Source organism: Nitrosomonas sp. Is79A3, from assembly GCF_000219585.1.
Lineage (GTDB): Bacteria > Pseudomonadota > Gammaproteobacteria > Burkholderiales > Nitrosomonadaceae > Nitrosomonas.
On sequence record NC_015731.1, the window covers coordinates 3313968 to 3331336 of the forward strand.

General features: G+C 47.6%; 15 protein-coding genes. 10 read left to right on the forward strand and 5 right to left on the reverse strand.

The window, feature by feature from the left end; all coding sequences use genetic code 11:
* Window position 1: 1 nt before the first annotated feature.
* The 5 genes from NIT79A3_RS15460 to NIT79A3_RS15480 all read right to left on the reverse strand — a co-directional run bounded on the left by NIT79A3_RS15460 (window position 2) and on the right by NIT79A3_RS15480 (window position 7455).
* A complete protein-coding gene (locus tag NIT79A3_RS15460; protein ID WP_013967080.1) occupies window positions 2–3154 on the reverse strand; it encodes a CusA/CzcA family heavy metal efflux RND transporter in 3153 nt (1050 codons plus the stop codon).
* Window positions 3155–3192: 38 nt separating this feature from the next.
* The gene (locus tag NIT79A3_RS15465) at window positions 3193–4695 is read right to left on the reverse strand and encodes an efflux RND transporter periplasmic adaptor subunit (protein WP_348225644.1); all 1503 of its coding nucleotides are present in this window, start codon (window positions 4693–4695) and stop codon (window positions 3193–3195) included.
* A gap of 15 nt (window positions 4696–4710) precedes the next feature.
* Window positions 4711–6144: a TolC family protein gene (locus NIT79A3_RS15470; RefSeq protein WP_013967082.1), complete on the reverse strand. Its 1434-nt coding sequence runs from the start codon at window positions 6142–6144 to the stop codon at window positions 4711–4713.
* Window positions 6145–6256: 112 nt separating this feature from the next.
* A complete protein-coding gene (locus NIT79A3_RS15475; RefSeq protein WP_013967083.1) occupies window positions 6257–6643 on the reverse strand; it encodes a hypothetical protein in 387 nt (128 codons plus the stop codon).
* Between the two features lie 215 nt (window positions 6644–6858).
* A complete protein-coding gene (locus NIT79A3_RS15480; RefSeq protein WP_013967084.1) occupies window positions 6859–7455 on the reverse strand; it encodes a Maf family nucleotide pyrophosphatase in 597 nt (198 codons plus the stop codon).
* 151 nt (window positions 7456–7606) lie between these two features.
* On the opposite strand from NIT79A3_RS15480, the gene NIT79A3_RS15485 reads away from it, so the two are divergent.
* The 10 genes from NIT79A3_RS15485 (at window position 7607) to NIT79A3_RS15530 (ending at window position 17326) form a co-directional block, all read left to right on the forward strand.
* Window positions 7607–8038 carry a YceD family protein gene (locus NIT79A3_RS15485; protein WP_348225645.1) on the forward strand — a complete coding sequence of 144 codons (432 nt, stop codon included), beginning with the start codon at window positions 7607–7609 and terminating at the stop codon, window positions 8036–8038.
* A gap of 18 nt (window positions 8039–8056) precedes the next feature.
* Window positions 8057–8236: a 50S ribosomal protein L32 gene (gene rpmF / locus NIT79A3_RS15490; RefSeq protein WP_013967086.1), complete on the forward strand. Its 180-nt coding sequence runs from the start codon at window positions 8057–8059 to the stop codon at window positions 8234–8236.
* 66 nt (window positions 8237–8302) lie between these two features.
* Window positions 8303–9343: a phosphate acyltransferase PlsX gene (gene plsX / locus NIT79A3_RS15495; RefSeq protein WP_013967087.1), complete on the forward strand. Its 1041-nt coding sequence runs from the start codon at window positions 8303–8305 to the stop codon at window positions 9341–9343.
* Window positions 9343–10299: a beta-ketoacyl-ACP synthase III gene (locus NIT79A3_RS15500; RefSeq protein WP_013967088.1), complete on the forward strand. Its 957-nt coding sequence runs from the start codon at window positions 9343–9345 to the stop codon at window positions 10297–10299. Before plsX ends, NIT79A3_RS15500 begins: the two co-directional genes overlap by 1 nt.
* Window positions 10300–10302: 3 nt before the next feature.
* The gene (fabD, locus tag NIT79A3_RS15505) at window positions 10303–11247 is read left to right on the forward strand and encodes an ACP S-malonyltransferase (RefSeq protein WP_013967089.1); all 945 of its coding nucleotides are present in this window, start codon (window positions 10303–10305) and stop codon (window positions 11245–11247) included.
* Between the two features lie 48 nt (window positions 11248–11295).
* The gene (gene fabG, locus NIT79A3_RS15510) at window positions 11296–12039 is read left to right on the forward strand and encodes a 3-oxoacyl-ACP reductase FabG (protein ID WP_013967090.1); all 744 of its coding nucleotides are present in this window, start codon (window positions 11296–11298) and stop codon (window positions 12037–12039) included.
* 117 nt (window positions 12040–12156) lie between these two features.
* Entirely contained in the window at window positions 12157–12393 is a 237-nt protein-coding gene (gene acpP, locus NIT79A3_RS15515) for an acyl carrier protein (protein ID WP_013967091.1), read from the forward strand.
* Window positions 12394–12429: 36 nt separating this feature from the next.
* Window positions 12430–13671: a beta-ketoacyl-ACP synthase II gene (fabF, locus tag NIT79A3_RS15520; protein ID WP_013967092.1), complete on the forward strand. Its 1242-nt coding sequence runs from the start codon at window positions 12430–12432 to the stop codon at window positions 13669–13671.
* Window positions 13672–13694: 23 nt separating this feature from the next.
* Entirely contained in the window at window positions 13695–14690 is a 996-nt protein-coding gene (mltG, locus tag NIT79A3_RS15525) for an endolytic transglycosylase MltG (protein WP_013967093.1), read from the forward strand.
* 47 nt (window positions 14691–14737) lie between these two features.
* Window positions 14738–17326 (forward strand): glycosyltransferase family 39 protein, encoded by a 2589-nt coding sequence (locus NIT79A3_RS15530; RefSeq protein WP_013967094.1) that lies wholly within the window; start codon window positions 14738–14740, stop codon window positions 17324–17326.
* Window positions 17327–17369: the final 43 nt, after the last annotated feature.

The following is a 17369-nucleotide window of genomic DNA, read 5'->3' on the forward strand; positions in this document are numbered from 1 at the left end:
ATCATTTGCTATCCCGGCGGTGCACAAGATGATACAACACCGGCACAACCAGCAACGACAGCAATGACTGCGACAGTGTGCTGCCGATCATCACCGTCGCCAGTGTGCGTTGCACTTCGGCACCGGTGCTGGTGCTAAGCGCCATCGGCAGAAAACCCAGCGATTCGACCCAAGTTGTGATCAATACCGGACGCAACCGCAACAGAGAACCGGTTCGAATGGCCTCATCCAAAGAAAAACCTTGTTGCCGTAAATCGCGAATAAATGACAACAGCACCAGACCGTCCAGTACCGCTACGCCGGACATGGCGATGAACCCGACACCAGCGGAAATCGACAGCGGGATGTCACGTAACCACAGCGCCACAATGCCGCCGGTAATCGCCAGTGGAATCGCACTAAACACCAGTAAACTGTCGCGAAAACTGCCGAGCATGGTATACAGCAGAAAAAATACCAGCCCAAGTGCCAATGGAATGACAATTTGCAAGCGCTCGGCAGCCATAATCAGTTGTTCGAACTGCCCGCCCCAGGATAGCCAGTAGCCAGGCGGAATTTTGACTTGCTTTTCGATATGCTGTTGCGCTTCCATGACGAAAGAGCCGATATCACGTCCGCGCACGTTCGCAGTGATCACTACTCGGCGTTTACCATTTTCGCGGCTGATTTGATTGGGGCCTTTGGTAATTTGCAGATCAGCCACTTCACCCAGAGCAACATAGATGGGCAAAGGAGCCGCTGGTGCATTCGGCGCACCCGCTGGATTTAGGATAGGAAGTTTAATCGGCAAGCGTTTGAGCGTTTCAATATCACCGCGAATCTGTTCCGGTAACCGCACTTGCAGTTCAAAACGGCGATCACCTTCGAAAACCAGACCCGTTGTTCTGCCACCGATCGCAATATTGATGGCATCTTGCACATCGCTACCATTGAGACCATAGCGCGCCATTTTGGTCCGTTCCATCTGAATCGACAGCACCGGCAAGCCGGTGATTTGTTCCACCCGCACATCCGCCGCGCCGGGAACCGCTTTGATGATTTTTTCAATCCGTTCGGCAAGATTGAGCATGACGTCAAGATCATCACCAAACACTTTTACCGCGACATCCGCACGCACCCCGGATAGCAGTTCGTTAAAGCGCATTTGTATCGGTTGCGTGAATTCGTAATTGTTGCCCGGCACTTTCCGCACCGCTTGTTCCATCGCTGCGATCAATTCCTGTTTATTGCGATACTTGCCAGACCATTCGGATTGCGGCTTGATGATGATGAAAATATCCGCAACGCTCGGCGGCATCGGATCGGTGGCAATTTCGGCAGTACCGATCTTGGAAAACACCCGGCTGACTTCTGGAAACTTCTTGATCGTTTCTTCCAGTTCATTCTGCATCTCAATGGCTGTACTGAGGCTGGTACCGGGAATGCGAATGGCATGCAACGCAATATCCTCTTCGTCGAGGCTGGGAATAAACTCACTGCCCATGCGTGTGGTCAGCATCAGAGACAGAATCACGATGACAGCCGCAATGGTGACCGTCAGTCCTTTATTATTCATGGAGAAATCCAGCGCAGGCGCATAGATTTTCTTCGCCCATAGCACCGTAGCACCTTCTTTTTCCATCATTTTGCCGGATAGAAACATGGCAACAGCCGCCGGAACAAATGTGACCGACAGAAACACCGCTCCCAGCAACGCCAGTAAAACCGTGAATGCCATCGGATGAAACATCTTGCCTTCCACACCGGACAATGCAAACACCGGCAGATAAACCACCATGATAATAATCTGCCCGAACAGCAGTGCCTTTCTCACTTCCTTGGAGGCATCAAAGACGATTTCAAAGCGCTCGGCAGGCGTCAATTCCCGCCCCAATCGTCCTTGTTCAAGCGAAAGACGGCGAATACAATTCTCGACAATAATGACAGCGCCGTCGACGATGATGCCGAAATCAAGCGCGCCCAAACTCAGCAGGTTAGCGCTGACATTGCTGGCTACCATGCCGCTGATAGTAAACAACATCGACAGCGGAATAATCAGCGCAGTGATCAGGGCAGCTCGAAGGTTGCCAAGCGCTATAAACAGCACTACGATGACGAGTGCAGCACCTTCCAGCAGGTTATTTGAAACCGTACTGATGGTTTTATCGACCAGTGTAGTGCGATTATAAACGGGTGTGGCGGCTACGCCAGCGGGCAGACTGCGATTGATCTCGGTCAGTTTTTCCGCCGCTGCCTGCGAAACGGTACGACTATTTTCCCCAATCAACATATGCGCCGTACCCAGCACCACTTCATGGCCGTTCTGGGTCGCGGCCCCGGTGCGTAATTCCTTGCCGATCAGCACATCGGCAACGTTCTTGACGCGTATCGGCACACCTTGATTACTGCCCAGAATGATCTCGCCAATTTCAGCCAGATTCGCTACCTGTCCTGGCACCCTGATCAGGTATTGTTCGCCGCCTTTTTCAATATAACCTGCACCCACATTGAGGTTGTTGCGCTCCAGCGCAACAACAAGGTCTTGCAGTGTCAGTCCAAAAGAAATCAGTTTCTCAGGATACGGTGTGACATGAAATTGCTTGACGTAGCCGCCGACTGAATTGACTTCCGTAACCCCCTTCACCATGCGCATCCGCGGCTTGATGATCCAATCTTCAATCTCGCGCAGATCGGTCGGCGTATACTGCGTGCCATCTGGCTTGAGCGCATCTTTTTCTGCATTAACAGTCCACATGAAAATCTCGCCCAGACCCGTGGAGATCGGCCCCATCGTCGGCACGATCCCGGCAGGCAGCCTGCTCCTGGATTCCTGAATTCGCTGACTGACCAACTGCCGCACCAGGTAGATATCGGTGCCATCCTTAAAAATCACCGTGACTTGTGACAAGCCGTAACGCGATAGAGAGCGGGTATATTCGAGATTGGGCAGACCGGACATGGCCATCTCGATCGGAAAGGTGATGCGCTGTTCAGCCTCTAAGGGTGAGTAACCGGGTGCCGTCGTATTGATTTGCACCTGCACATTGGTAATGTCGGGTACTGCATCGATCGGTAACTTCAGATAGTTGTATATGCCGAATGCAGCCATCGCCAGCACTGCCAGCAAAACAAGCCCGCGCTGATATATCGACATTTTCAAAATGCGTTCAAACATGACTTTTCCTTGGGTAGCTTATTCTTAGAATTACCTGGCTAATGGTCATGCGAGGCACCGGCCTTTTCCAGATCGGCTTTAATGGCGAAGCTATTGCCGGAAGCGTACTGTTCGCCCGTGACAAGACCCTTTAATACTTCCACCATTTTGCCGTCGCTGCGGCCCAACTCAAGCGGACGCGCTTCGAAATAATTGCCATAGCGGCCAAAAACGATTGTCCAGTCACGGAATGTCTGAATGGCTCGCGCCGAAATCGCAACCGGCACCTCAATTTCGTTAGACACCAATTCAACGTTTACGAACATGCCCGGATGCCATCTGCCGTCCTGGTTGTCCAGTACGACTCGAGCCGTAGCAGTACGAGTTTGCCCGGCGATCAATGTAGTGATGTAGGCAATAGTCCCCTCACCCTCGACATCAAATGCAGTTGCTTTTACCATTGCGTTCTGGCCAATTCTGACCACACTGAGATCTTTCGGATAAACCGTAACGGCTGTCCACACGGTCGACATATCCGCTACGGTAAAAATAGTCACATCGTCTTTGAGCGCAGCACCGAGGGCTACTGTTCTGGAAATAATAAGCCCGGAAATAGGCGCAAGGATTTCGTAGCGCGTCAGTTCCTTCGTCCGCACACCGGTTTCAGGCCGCACACCCAGCGCGCGCAGCTTTTCCGCCGCCAGATCGGCAGCAATCTTGGCTTCATTCAACACCAATTCGGCAGCCAGATAATCCTGCTTAGCCGAAATCTTTTCTTCCCATAGCTGCTTTTCCCGGTCATAGACCGTCCGGGCCAATGCTAACCGCCTTTGAGCTGCTAAGAACTGGCTATGCAAATCGGCCAGCATTTGGCTTTCGATAACCGCCAGCACGTCGCCTTTTTGCACCACTTGACCAGGCTCAAAGTTCACTGCGACCACCACGCCCGCCAAGCGCGGCACCACTTGTACGATCCTATCCGGATTAAACACAATCTCACCCGGTAGCTTGAGTGTTGACTTAATAATGGCTGGACCGGCTGTTTGTATCTCAACGCCAATTGTCTTTAGCATCTCGTCCGTCATTTCCAGCCGTGCTTCGACCTGGCTATAACCCCACCGGAACGTCCGGCCATTTCGCTCCGCGGCAATCGCCAAATCAAAAGAATGCGGTTCTTCCACCACTTGATCGCCGAGCAGATAATCTGTTTCCGGCGTAAACCTAAAAAATTGCACCGGTGCGCCGAGCCGGGTTAATGTGATATCGACTTTGGCGGCGGCCGGCGGAAGCAGCTTACCGTTTTCATACAGATAAATCCGGAATTGCGGTGGCACACCTTTTTCAAAGATCGTCAGTTCTACGCTAAAACCATTGTCAGTAAACAACTTACCGCCTCTTGGCCCAACACCTGATGGAGTATCTCCAGGCTTGGCATTGGCATCGGCGGTTACCGCTTCCACTGAATTCCCTGGAGATTTATCCAGCACCAAAATCAACCCGCCCAGTACAATCCCGGTCGCAATCACGATCAGGATGGGCATCAATCGTGTTTTGTTCATCATTTAATCCTTTTCTTTTTATCGCCGTTCAGGTTGGCGTAAGTTGATCTCATGTCTCGGCTTAACACTATCAATAGGCGCCGCAATGAGTCGCTCAATGTCGTTTACTAAACGCTGATAATTTGCCAGTGCGCGAACATAAAGCACTTGATTCTGGAATAGCACACGTTGCGCATCGAGCAGCTCCAGCAAACCAAATTTTCCTAATTCGTAGCCCCTGCGCATGACGTTAAAGGCGCTTTTGGCACCCGGCAAAATTTCATCACGTAAAATGTTAATTTCATTCCACACCGCTGACATCGCCTCATAGGATTGCGCCAGCTCGGTTCTAAGCCGTATTTCCATCGCCGCCTGTTCATCGACAGCCTTATCCACCCGCTGATAAGCTTCTTTAAGATTTCCTTGATTGCGATCGAATAGCGGCAATGGAATCATCACGCTCGCGACCGCCGTGGTGCCGCCTAATTGCGCGTGATGCACAGCACCAGCATTCAAGGTCAGGTTAGGTATGCGGCGGGTTTGTTCGACCTCGAGCAGTGCTTTGCGATGTTCAATGCTTTTCATGGCACGAAGCGCCATCGGATTTTCTAACACACGTTCTTGCAGCGTTTGAAAATCGGGAGGGGCAATCGATACTTCCAGAGCCCCTAACGCTTTTTCAAACTGCGGCGCAGTACTATCCCACATCAAGGCTAACCGTTTCCGGGCGGAGACCAAATCCCGCTGCGCCTGCTCAAATTCAATGCGCGCCGTGGACAGGCTTACTTTAGCTCTGGTTTCTTCAATGGGCGGCACTTTACCCGCCTGCACCCGCTTAACCACGGTATCCACCACGTTTTGCGCCAGTTGTTTGGTCTCTTCTGCAAGCTTAAGCCGCTCCTGACCGGACAAAACATCGGTAAACAAATTGGCAACCCTAGCCATAATTTCCACACGCCTAGATTCATAATCCCTGGCGGCCAGTTCTTCACCAATCAACGCCGCATTGACACGAGCTGCTCGTTTACCGCCCAGCTCGATCAATTGTCCTATCCGGATGGTTGTGAGTTGTTGCACCACTTCTTGAGCCACCGAACCCGGTGAATTGATGTCACCGCTCAGTTTTTGTATATTTCCAGGATTCTCCACATTGGCCGTCAATTCCGGATTTTTCAATAAACCGGCTTGTAATGTGACACCTTCCAAGGCACGCATTTCCTTGGCAAAAGCAGCCAATTCCGGATTACGAAGTAGTGCGAGATTTACTGCGTCACGTAACGTGAGCTCACCCGTTTCATGCACTAGTGACTCAGTTGCGTGATCTTTTATACCCCTCGGCAAAGTACTGAAAGAATCAGCACCGGCCTCGGGCTGGAATGAAAAACCCAGTAAAAGAATAAAACCCGGCAGCATGAGCCTTAGCCCGGATGCTCGCCAATAGCAGAGCGCTATCGATAGGCCGCTCAATGTCATAAACTCCTCCGCATACACCTACGCAAAATGTAAAACAGATCATTAAATTAGAATTAATCTGTTTTTGCATAGCTATGGATTACTACAGTCAATCCACAAACAACACAATTTATTAAATCTGGTTTATAGCAAAAGAAATGCTTCGAGGAGGACGCAAAGGTAAATCTGGAATTGTTTCGGGGATAAATGGAGAAATGAATACTGCGATGACTTCCGTCACAATCACATCAGGTATCAACGGAAAAGAATTAAAGAAAAAAGGCTGGTACTGCCCCGCCGAATGCAAACACAGGTGGGTTGCCGCATCGAGATCGACACCCTCCCACGATACATTATTGCGATGCAATTCCAAATGCATCGCAGGATCTGCTGACAACGATTGACGGATATGATCCAGCTCGTGCGCAAATACTTCCCCTCTGAATGACAAACTCAGCCCATTCACTAATATACTGACAATCAGCATAAGGATGACAGGATAGGTAGAGTATTTCCGCATAGGAGTCTGATTTATAATAAGTGAAAGTTTCACTCTATGTATAATGATTTCACATTATTAACATATTTGCAATTCAAAAGTCTTTGTAAGAAATTACACCTTAAAGGAATCTCTGAATAACTCACTTTTGTCATTCCGAACAGAGTCAGCAATCTTTGGCAATCAACAGCAAAGATTTCTCGCTACGCACGAAATGACAGTTATTCAGAAGCTCCCTAAATAATTTCCATTCCTTCCTGAACCAGCATGTCGACCAAAGCAATGAGCGGCAATCCAATCAGTCCGTTCGGGTCATCTCCAGTCATCTGCTCAATCAGTGCAATGCCAAGCCCTTCTGATTTTGCACTACCGGCACAGTGATATGGTTGCTCTTTGAGCAAATAATTTTCAATTTGTTGATCACTGAATTGCCGGAATTTCACATGATAAGGAATAACACGCATTTGCAGCCGATCCGTAAAGCTATTCAGGAGACATAAAGCAGTGTAAAAAACAACTTCCTTACCACGGACTCGTCGGAGTTGTTCCGTAGCATTGGTGTGGTTCAGCGGCTTCCCAAGGCGGATATCTCCCAATGCCGCCACTTGATCAGAACCTATAATCAGGGCCTGCGGGTGAATTTTAGCAACTGCGCGTGCTTTGGCTTCAGCCAATCGTGCGGCAGTTTCTTCGGGCAATTCATTGCGTAACGGTGCTTCATTAATCTGAGGATTGGTCGTTTCAAATGGAATTTGCAGGCGCTGGAGCAATTCCTTACGATAAATCGAGCTGGATCCCAATATCACTTTCGGGGTAAAGTTTTGTGTTTTCAAAATTTCCTTCTGATTTTTCTTCTGATTTTTTGACACTTAAGAGTAAAAAATATAACATGCGCGCCATATGTCTGTAAGCTTTGTGATAGACCCCTTAGATTTTGTTCAGAATGCGGGTATACATCATGGTAAAATCCCGGTGGATGCGCTTGTGCGTTTGCATGATTTCTTGTTTGACAAAGAAGGGGAGCTAATCTACCAAATCCGTGGTCAGTTTGACAAGAATGAAAAGCCCATTCTACATTTGGAAATCAAGGGTAAAATACATCTTAGCTGCCAGCGTTGTCTAGGAAAATTAATACATACAGTTGATTTACAGACATTCTTAGTACTGGCGAAGAATGAGGCGGAACTGGAGCAAGCTGACGAAGACGATACCGCTGATGCGATTTTAGCAACACCTGATATGGATATAGTCAGCTTAATTGAGGATGAGATAATTCTCAGCTTATCGATTTCATCACGTCACGCAGAAGGTGAATGCAGCATGCAGGAATTGGAATCAATCAATGATAGCCTGCCCAGCAAAACACAATCGGCACATCCTTTTGCAGCATTATTGGCATTAAAAAAGACAAATTGAGTTCAAGGAGTTATTCACATGGCAGTTCAACAAAATAAAAAATCCCCCTCGAAACGCGGCATGCACCGTTCGCATGATTTTCTGACCAATCCGCCATTAGCTGTTGAATCAAGTACTGGAGAGATTCATTTACGTCACCATATTAGCCCTAATGGATATTATCGTGGCAAGAAAGTTGTTAAAACCAAAAACGATTAAACATAATATCTATTGCTACAAACCGCACTAAATATATAGTTTCTCCCAGCCACAAGAGCACTGAAATTGGATATTACTGTAGCAATAGACTGTATGGGCGGTGATCATGGCCCGCACGTAACGGTTCCATCAGCAGTTGAATATTTGCGCAGCGATCCTGAAGCCAATATTATTCTAGTAGGCATTCCCGATGCCATTGCGGCGGAGTTGCGCGCCGCAAATTCTGAATTTGGCCCGAGAATCCGGTTACATCCAGCAAGTGAAGTTGTCAGCATGGATGAATCCCCTGCAGTAGCCCTGCGAAGCAAGAAAGATTCTTCAATGCGTGTTTCCATTAATCTCGTCAAAACGGGTGAAGCGCAAGCTTGTATCAGCGCTGGAAATACGGGCGCGTTGCTGGCAACCTCCCGGTTTGTATTAAAAACAATCCCAGGAGTTGACCGCCCGGCACTTGCCGTCATATTACCCACTATTACTGGTCACACTTATGTATTGGATCTGGGTGCCAACGTCGACTGCACAGCGGAGCACTTGTTCCAATTTGGACTCATGGGCGCTTCGCTGGTATCCTCGGTGGAGAATAAGGCATCCCCAAGCGTTGGTTTGCTCAACATTGGTGAAGAAGAGATCAAGGGAAATGAAATCGTTAAGCAAGCGGCTGAGTTACTGCGCAATAGCGGACTTAATTTTTATGGTAATGTTGAAGGCAATGACATTTACAAAGGAACCACGGATGTCGTGGTTTGTGATGGATTTGTCGGCAATATCACCTTAAAAACTTCAGAAGGTCTGGCACAAATGCTGGCAACCTATTTACGCGAAGAATTCAGGCGCAATTTACTCACCAAATTAGCTGGTGTCATCGCAATGCCGGTCATCAATTCCTTTAAACGCCGCGTCGATCATCGCCGTTACAATGGCGCCAGTTTCCTGGGCTTACGCGGCATTGTGATTAAAAGTCATGGTTCTGCAGATAAATATGCGTTTGGTTTTGCCATAAAACGCGCCGCTGAAGAAGTACGTGGCGGGATGCTGCGGCATATCAGTGAACGGGTAGCCGAGTTTTCCCGGCATTCTCAGGCCTCTTCAAAAGAAATTATAAAATAATGTATTCAAGAATTACTGGAACAGGTAGTTATTTACCGGAAAAAATTCTCACCAACTTTGATCTGGAACGCATGATGGATACCAGTGACGAGTGGATACGAACGCGCACAGGTATCACCCAGCGGCATATTGCCAGTGAGGATCAGGTAGCCAGCGATTTGGCGTTCTATGCGTGTCAGAATGCTATGAAGGCTGCTGGCGTAACCAATAAAGATATCGATCTCATCATTGTCGCCACCACGACTCCGGACATGATCTTTCCGAGTACTGCTTGTATTCTGCAAAACAAACTCGGCATAGAAAATTGCCCGGCATTTGATGTCCAAGCCGTCTGCAGTGGTTTTGTTTATGCGTTGGCGACCGCCGATATGTTCGTGAGTTCGGGTAAGTGTAGGAATGCTTTAGTGGTCGGTACCGAAATCTATTCTAAAATACTTGACTGGAACGATCGCAGCACCTGTGTTTTATTTGGTGATGGTGCCGGTGCAGTAGTGCTTTCACAAAGTGATCAACCAGGCATTTTATCCACTCATCTTCATGCCAATGGCAGTTATAGTAATATCTTATCAGCACCGGGTTGCATCAGCGGTGGAAAAGTACAAGGCACACCTTACATCAACATGGAAGGCAATACCGTTTTTAAATTTGCTGTCAAAGTACTGGAAGAAGTAGTACAAGAAGCTATAACCAAGAATAACTTGCAGACTACAGACATCGATTGGTTAATCCCTCATCAAGCCAATATCCGGATCATTCAATCAACGGCAAAAAAACTGGGATTACCCATGGATAAAGTGGTGGTAGCTGTAGACAAACATGGCAACACTTCTGCGGCTTCCATTCCGCTCGCGCTTGACATGGCGGTACGTGACGGACGCATTCAGCCCGATCAACTTATCCTATTGGAGGGTGTCGGTGGCGGGTTTACGTGGGGAGCAGTATTACTGCGCTGGTAATTTATGAAATTTGCATTTGTATTTCCAGGTCAAGGGTCACAATCCGTTGGAATGATGAATGGGTATACGGATTTACCCATCGTTCAAGAAACCTTTCAGGAAGCATCCGACATCCTCAAGAAGGACTTCTGGTCCATGGTAAATAATGGATCGGCGGATGACCTCAATCTCACGATCAATACACAACCGCTCATGTTAACTGCAGGGGTGGCTGTATATCGTGCATGGAACAGTTTAGAAGGCGGCAAACCGGCATTACTGGCCGGGCATAGCCTGGGCGAATACACCGCATTGGTCGCAGCCGAGACGCTGAGTTTTACCGATGCCTTATCGCTGGTGCGCTTCCGTGCGCAAGCTATGCAACAGGCTGTACCGGAAGGTGTGGGTGGAATGGCAGCAATTCTCGGATTAGATGATGAAATCATCGAAACAATATGTCATGACATCACAAACCAAGGTAAAGGAGAATCTCTGGAGCCGGCCAACTTCAATTCACCGGGTCAGGTAGTAATTGCCGGGCACAGAAATGCCATCCTGCAAGGAATTGAAATGGCTAAATCAAAGGGGGCAAAACGAGCAATCATGTTGCCAATGAGTATCCCTTCGCATTGCTCACTGATGCAACCGGCAGCCGGAAGCATGCAGCAGCAACTGGAGCACGTGATGCTGCATGCCCCTAAAATACCAATTCTGCATAACGCCGATGTAAAACCGCATCCCGGCACGGCAGCCATTAAAAAAATTTTAGTTCAACAACTTATCAGCCCCGTACGCTGGGTGGAAACTATTCGAGCCTTTGCCGCTGCCGGTATAACCCATGTTGTCGAATGCGGGCCAGGAAAGGTATTGGCCGGACTAAACAAACGCATCGATCAAAATTTGCAGCAGCTGTCATTGTCAAACAGTGAAACCATCAAACAAGCTGTTGATAATCTAAGGATAATATAAAAACAATGATCATTTACAACGAACAGTCATGGCTCTATTCATGGAGGTATGATTTTGGATAAAAAAATAACTTTAGTAACAGGCGCCAGCCGAGGGATAGGGCAAGCCATTGCACTTAAGCTGGGTCAGCTGGGTGCAATAGTGATTGGTACAGCGACCACTGAAAGCGGTGCCAACACGATTAATCAATATTTGGAGAAAGCCGGTGCCAAAGGCATGGGCATTACTCTGAATGTGAATGATACCGGGCAAATTAACAATGCGATTCAAACCATTCGTGAAAAATTTGGTGAAGTTGAGATATTGGTCAATAATGCCGGAGTCACGCGCGATAACCTGTTAGTCCGCATGAAAGATGAAGAATGGGATGAAATCATAGAAACTGATCTAAAATCGGTGTTTCGACTCAGTCGCGCAGTCCTCCGTGCCATGATGAAAGCGCGTTACGGACGCATCATTAATATTTCCTCTGTTGTCGGCGCAATGGGAAATATGGGACAAACAAACTATGCTGCCGCTAAAGCGGGCATATTTGGTTTTAGTAAATCATTGGCACGGGAAGTCGGCAGTCGTAATATTACTGTAAACTGTGTTGCCCCTGGTTTTATTGACACGGACATGACACGCTCACTGGCCGAGGAGTTTCAACAAAACTTAATACAGCATGTTCCTTTGGGAAGACTGGGGCGCCCTGAAGAAGTCGCTTCAGCGGTGGCGTTTTTAGCATCGTCGGCGGCTGGTTATATTACGGGCACCACACTCCATGTTAACGGCGGGATGTATATGGACTAATATCACAAATCGTTAGAGAATCGGAACTACGCGATTAGCAGTCATGTTTCAGTTTTGCTAGCATTGAAAATTTGCTAGAATGCAAATGTTTATCTTACCCGAGAAGGAAATACCTAGATGGAAAATATTGAACAGCGTATTAAAAAGATTGTAGCTGAACAGCTTGGCGTGAATGAAGCAGAAGTCAAGAATGAATCATCTTTTGTGAATGACCTGGGAGCAGATTCACTCGATACAGTCGAACTGGTAATGGCATTAGAAGAAGAGTTCGAATGCGAGATTCCAGATGAACAAGCTGAAAAAATAAATACCGTCCAGGAAGCGATTGACTACGTCACAGCTAATACTAATTAGTATTTTGTTTTTCAAGTACATGTAAGCGGAGTTATTTTGTCCAAACGTAAGGTAGTAGTTACCGGATTGGGTATTGTGTCGCCTGTTGGAAACACGGTATCAAGCGCATGGGAGAATATCATCTCAGGAAAATCCGGTATCACTCGGATAACCCGTTTTGATGCATCCAATTTCACTTCACAAATCGCCGGTGAAGTGAAAGATTTTGATATTCAGCAATATTTGTCTGCCAAAGAGGCCCGCCGCATGGATACCTTTATTCATTATGGTATGGCAGCAGCAATTCAAGCTGTTAAAGATGCTGGTATAGATGAAGCTGGACAACTTGACCCGGAACGGATCGGTGTCAATATCGGCTCAGGCATTGGCGGATTGCCCATGATTGAGCATACAGATACTGCTTATCATGCAGGTGGGCCACGCAAAATATCACCTTTCTTTATTCCCAGTACTATCATCAACATGATCGCAGGTAACTTATCCATTATGTATGGATATAAAGGTCCCAACATTGCGATTGTGACAGCTTGCACCACAGCCACACACAGTATTGGCAGCTCGGCCCGCATGATTGAATATGGCGATGCCGATGTCATGGTGTGCGGCGGTGCCGAATCATGCGTAACGCCGCTCGCCATCGGCGGATTTGCTGCTGCAAGAGCCTTATCGGCACACAATGCCGATCCGGCAACTGCGAGCCGTCCCTGGGATATCAACCGTGATGGCTTTGTACTCGGTGAGGGTGCCGGGGTTTTGGTGCTGGAAGAGATAGAACACGCCAAACGCCGGGGAGCAAAAATTTATGCAGAATTAGCTGGCTTTGGCATGAGTGCTGATGCATATCATATGACCGCGCCTAGCGACGATGGTGAAGGCGCAGCACGTTGCATGTCTAACGCACTTAAAAATGCAGGCATTAATACCACAGAAGTCGACTACGTTAATGCACATGGCACGTCCACGCCACTGGGTGATATTGCTGAAACAATAGCAGTTAAACGATGCTTCGGTGACCATGCGAGCAAACTTGCCGTTAATTCAACCAAGTCGATGACTGGACATTTACTCGGCGCCGCCGGAGGTGTGGAAGCAATTTTCTCTGTATTGGCTATACATCATCAAATTGCCCCCCCCACAATCAACCTTGTCAATCAAGATCCGCAATGTGACCTGGACTATATCCCTAATACAGCAAGAGCTATGGACATCAAAGTTGCACTATCGAATTCCTTCGGGTTTGGGGGAACTAACGGAACGCTTGTTTTCCGTAGCGTATAAAAAATTTCATCTTTTTGTGGCGCATGCCTACGCTAAAACGCCTTCTAATTTCGATCGCTTCTATCGCCATTCTACTAATGGGATGGCTTTATCTTCATGTTCATTCAAATATTTCTCTTCCTGCTACACCCTATGAGTTCTCAATCCGTCCTGGTAGTAATCTAAAACAAGTTTCGCAACAACTGGCTGATGCGGGTGTTTTTCCCAGTAAATGGCCATTGATACTATTAGCACGTTATCTGAATCAGGAATCAGCAATCAGAGCTGGCGACTATCAGCTGAATGAAAATATCTCTCAAATAGCGCTATTAGATTATCTGACCAAGGGTGATGCAAAGCAGAATGAAATAAGATTTCTTGAAGGTTCCACTTTTGCGCAAATGCGCAAAGTATTAAACGAACACCCTGCCATACAAAGCCATACAGCCAGCCTGAGTGATCAGGAAATTCTACAATTAATCGGCGCAACTGAAACAGCTGCCGAAGGATTATTTTTCCCAGATACTTATTATTTTATTAAAAATAGCAGTGATATAGAAATTCTGCAGCGTGCCTATCAAACCATGCAGAATCATTTACAATCCAACTGGTCGTCACGCGCCGATTCTTTGCCATTGGCCACACCTTATGAAGCGCTCATTCTAGCCTCATTAGTAGAGAAAGAAACCGGCCTGGAAAGTGATCGCACTACGATAGCCAGTGTATTTATTAACCGGTTGCGTAAGGGCATGCGATTGCAAACAGATCCCACCATTATCTATGGTTTGGGTGAACAATTTGATGGAAACCTGCGCAAAAAAGACCTGCTCGCCGATCAGGAATATAATACCTATACGCGCCCAGGCTTGCCGCCCACTCCCATTGCGCTACCCAGTCTAGCTTCCATCCGTGCAGCACTTAATCCAGCTGAAACCGATGCACTCTATTTTGTCGCAAAAGGAAATGGAGAATCTCAATTTTCTAGTAATCTGGCAGACCATAATAAAGCGGTCAATAAATACCAAAAACTAAAAAAATAAAATCATGCCGCCAATAATCAAGTATCAATCTTAATCTGTGGAGCTACATGACCCAATTTTCAATCATAGTACCCACACTGAATGAATCCGAGAATATTGATTTACTCTTATCCCGCATATTTGCACTGAATTTTGCACCGGGTAGTTTTGAAGTCATTTTTGTTGATGATGGCTCCACGGATGGCACCCCCGACAAGGTGCGCGCCTGGGAAAATAGATCAAACGTGCATCTCATCGAACGGCGGGAGAAACCGGATTTGACCGCATCGATACTGGCAGGAGCTGCTGCAGCGCAAAGCGATGTCATTGTGGTTATGGATGCAGATCTCAGCCATCCGCCCGAACGCTTACCGGCTGTCGTCACGCCCATACTGAACAACACCCATGACGTAGCCATTGGTAGCCGCTATATTACCGGCGGAAGTACTGAGAATTGGCCACTGTATCGGCAATTACTGTCACGTGTTGGTGGCTGGATAGCGCGCCCGATTTGTGATGTAAATGACGCCACGTCCGGTTTTTTTGCATTCCGTCGTGAACTGATTGGAAGTATTTCAAATACTGCACATGGCTACAAAATTCTACTCGAGCTGCTCATGGCCAATCAGGGAAAGCTTCGCGTCATCGAAGTGCCTATTTGTTTCCATGATCGCACGCATGGCACTTCCAAATTGTCTTTTTCGCATCAGCAAGCTTATATACAACGCCTGATCACACTAGCCGGAGGCACGGCCACACTCAATACGGCTGGCCGCTTTGCTGCGGTGGGATTGCTGGGCGTTTTAATTGACGCGATCATTTTCCAATGGATGATCAGTCGTGGCGCCGGGCTTGCTCTAGCCCACTTCGTAAGTTTCTTTGTCGCCGCAACGGCTAACTATACCCTTAATTCAAAATGGGCGTTCCGTGAACATCACACAGGCTATCTGCAATGGCATCAATTTGGCCGTTTCCTGACTGTGGGTGCATTCGCGTTATTACTGCGCGGAGGTGTATTAGCTTTACTCGTTTATATCTGGCACGTACCGCCTCTGCTGGCAATTTTTCCGGCGATCATCGCTACAGCGGCCGTAAACTACTTAGGCTCAGCTTTTTATGTATTCCCCAATAAAGAAGACCCGCCATCTCTGGAGATACGCTGGCGCACTGCAGCAATTGGTATTGTAATATTTATCATATTACTGCGTTTGGTTTATTTTGGTTTGGCACAACTCATCCCAGACGAAGCTTATTACTGGCAGTATGCGCAACACATGGATCTGAGCTTCTATGATCATCCTCCCATGGTGGCCTGGCTAATCTGGTTCGGCACATCATTACTGGGACACAATGAATTTGGTGTACGCATTGGTGCTCTTCTCTGCGGTTTTGTAACCATGGGTTATCTATACGCATTGGCGCAAAACCTGTACAACAAATCTACCGCAATGCGCACTGTATTATTGTTGTCTATATTGCCAATGGGATTTGCTTCTGGCCTACTGATGACACCCGATGCCCCATTAGTCGCAACTTGGGCTGCCACACTGTATTACATGGAGCGTGCGTTATTAGCTGGCCAACGCACGGCATGGCTAGGTATGGGAATCGCTTTCGGTCTCGGATTACTATCCAAATACACAGTGGGGTTATTGGGTATTGCGGCATTGGTATTTGTCATAGTAGATCCAACAGCACGCCGCTGGATGAAACATCCTCCCCCTTATCTGGCCGCGTTATTGGCATTGTTACTCTTTTCGCCGGCCATCATTTGGAACTACGAAAATAATTGGGCATCCTTTGCCTTTCAGTCGAATCGCGTGCTGGCCGATAGTTTTAAATTTTCAGTACATTATTTGATTGCCCACATTATCATCCTGCTAACCCCAGTCGGCTTTCTTGCAGCTGCATTGGCCTTATTTACAATCAAAAAACCTGAAGCGCATCAAATTGAACGCAGGCGCCAGTTATTCGTACAGATATTCACCGGCGTTCCATTGTTCATTTGTTTTGCACTCAGTACTTTTGATGCGCCGCGCTTTCACTGGACTGGCCCAATCTGGCTTGCAATATTACCAACTATCGCCTGGATGATCAGTCAGACCGATCACCTGGGCGCTTTGGCCAAACGCATCCAGACGTCTTGGCGAGTAACCATTATTACATGCATCTTTGCGTATGCCTTTGTACTGCACTACGTAGTACTGGGAATTCCAGGAATTCCTTACCACCTGTTCACTGAACATTATTTCTGGCGAGAAACAGCTACTGAAATTACACAGATTGCCGAAGAAGTCAAAAATCAAACCGGCAAAGAGCCCATTATTGTCGGCATGAGCAAGTGGTCTGTTGCCAGCGCACTATATTTTTACACCCATGGTAACGCACAGTTAGATATCCGCTCACGCAATATGTTTGGTGATAGCGGTGCCATGTATGAATTCTGGTTTCCTTCTCAAGCCCCGACCGGCCGGCCCATCATTCAGGTAGGCATGAAGCGCCGCCATTTAGAAAAAACCCGGATGGGCACTGATGTTAAGCAGATGCTTGATCAACCTGGCGCCATTGAGTACCGTGTCATTGAACGCTATGGCACACCGGTGCGTCGCGTTTACTATCGAGTTTCCCAGGGGTTTAAAGGGGCAAATTTGCCGTAATGCATTAACAGGCCGTTGAAAAACTATCTGCGGTGTTAAAAAC

Bases quoted from the DNA above. Each gene is read 5' to 3' on its own strand.
- NIT79A3_RS15460 (WP_013967080.1), bottom strand. From the start codon at position 3,154: ATGTTTGAACGCATTTTGAAAATGTCGATATATCAGCGCGGGCTTGTT.
- NIT79A3_RS15465 (WP_348225644.1), bottom strand. From the start codon at position 4,695: ATGATGAACAAAACACGATTGATGCCCATCCTGATCGTGATTGCGACC.
- NIT79A3_RS15470 (WP_013967082.1), bottom strand. From the start codon at position 6,144: ATGACATTGAGCGGCCTATCGATAGCGCTCTGCTATTGGCGAGCATCC.
- NIT79A3_RS15475 (WP_013967083.1), bottom strand. From the start codon at position 6,643: ATGCGGAAATACTCTACCTATCCTGTCATCCTTATGCTGATTGTCAGT.
- rpmF (WP_013967086.1), top strand. From the start codon at position 8,057: ATGGCAGTTCAACAAAATAAAAAATCCCCCTCGAAACGCGGCATGCAC.
- NIT79A3_RS15500 (WP_013967088.1), top strand. From the start codon at position 9,343: ATGTATTCAAGAATTACTGGAACAGGTAGTTATTTACCGGAAAAAATT.
- fabD (WP_013967089.1), top strand. From the start codon at position 10,303: ATGAAATTTGCATTTGTATTTCCAGGTCAAGGGTCACAATCCGTTGGA.
- fabG (WP_013967090.1), top strand. From the start codon at position 11,296: ATGATTTTGGATAAAAAAATAACTTTAGTAACAGGCGCCAGCCGAGGG.
- acpP (WP_013967091.1), top strand. From the start codon at position 12,157: ATGGAAAATATTGAACAGCGTATTAAAAAGATTGTAGCTGAACAGCTT.
- mltG (WP_013967093.1), top strand. From the start codon at position 13,695: ATGCCTACGCTAAAACGCCTTCTAATTTCGATCGCTTCTATCGCCATT.
- NIT79A3_RS15530 (WP_013967094.1), top strand. From the start codon at position 14,738: ATGACCCAATTTTCAATCATAGTACCCACACTGAATGAATCCGAGAAT.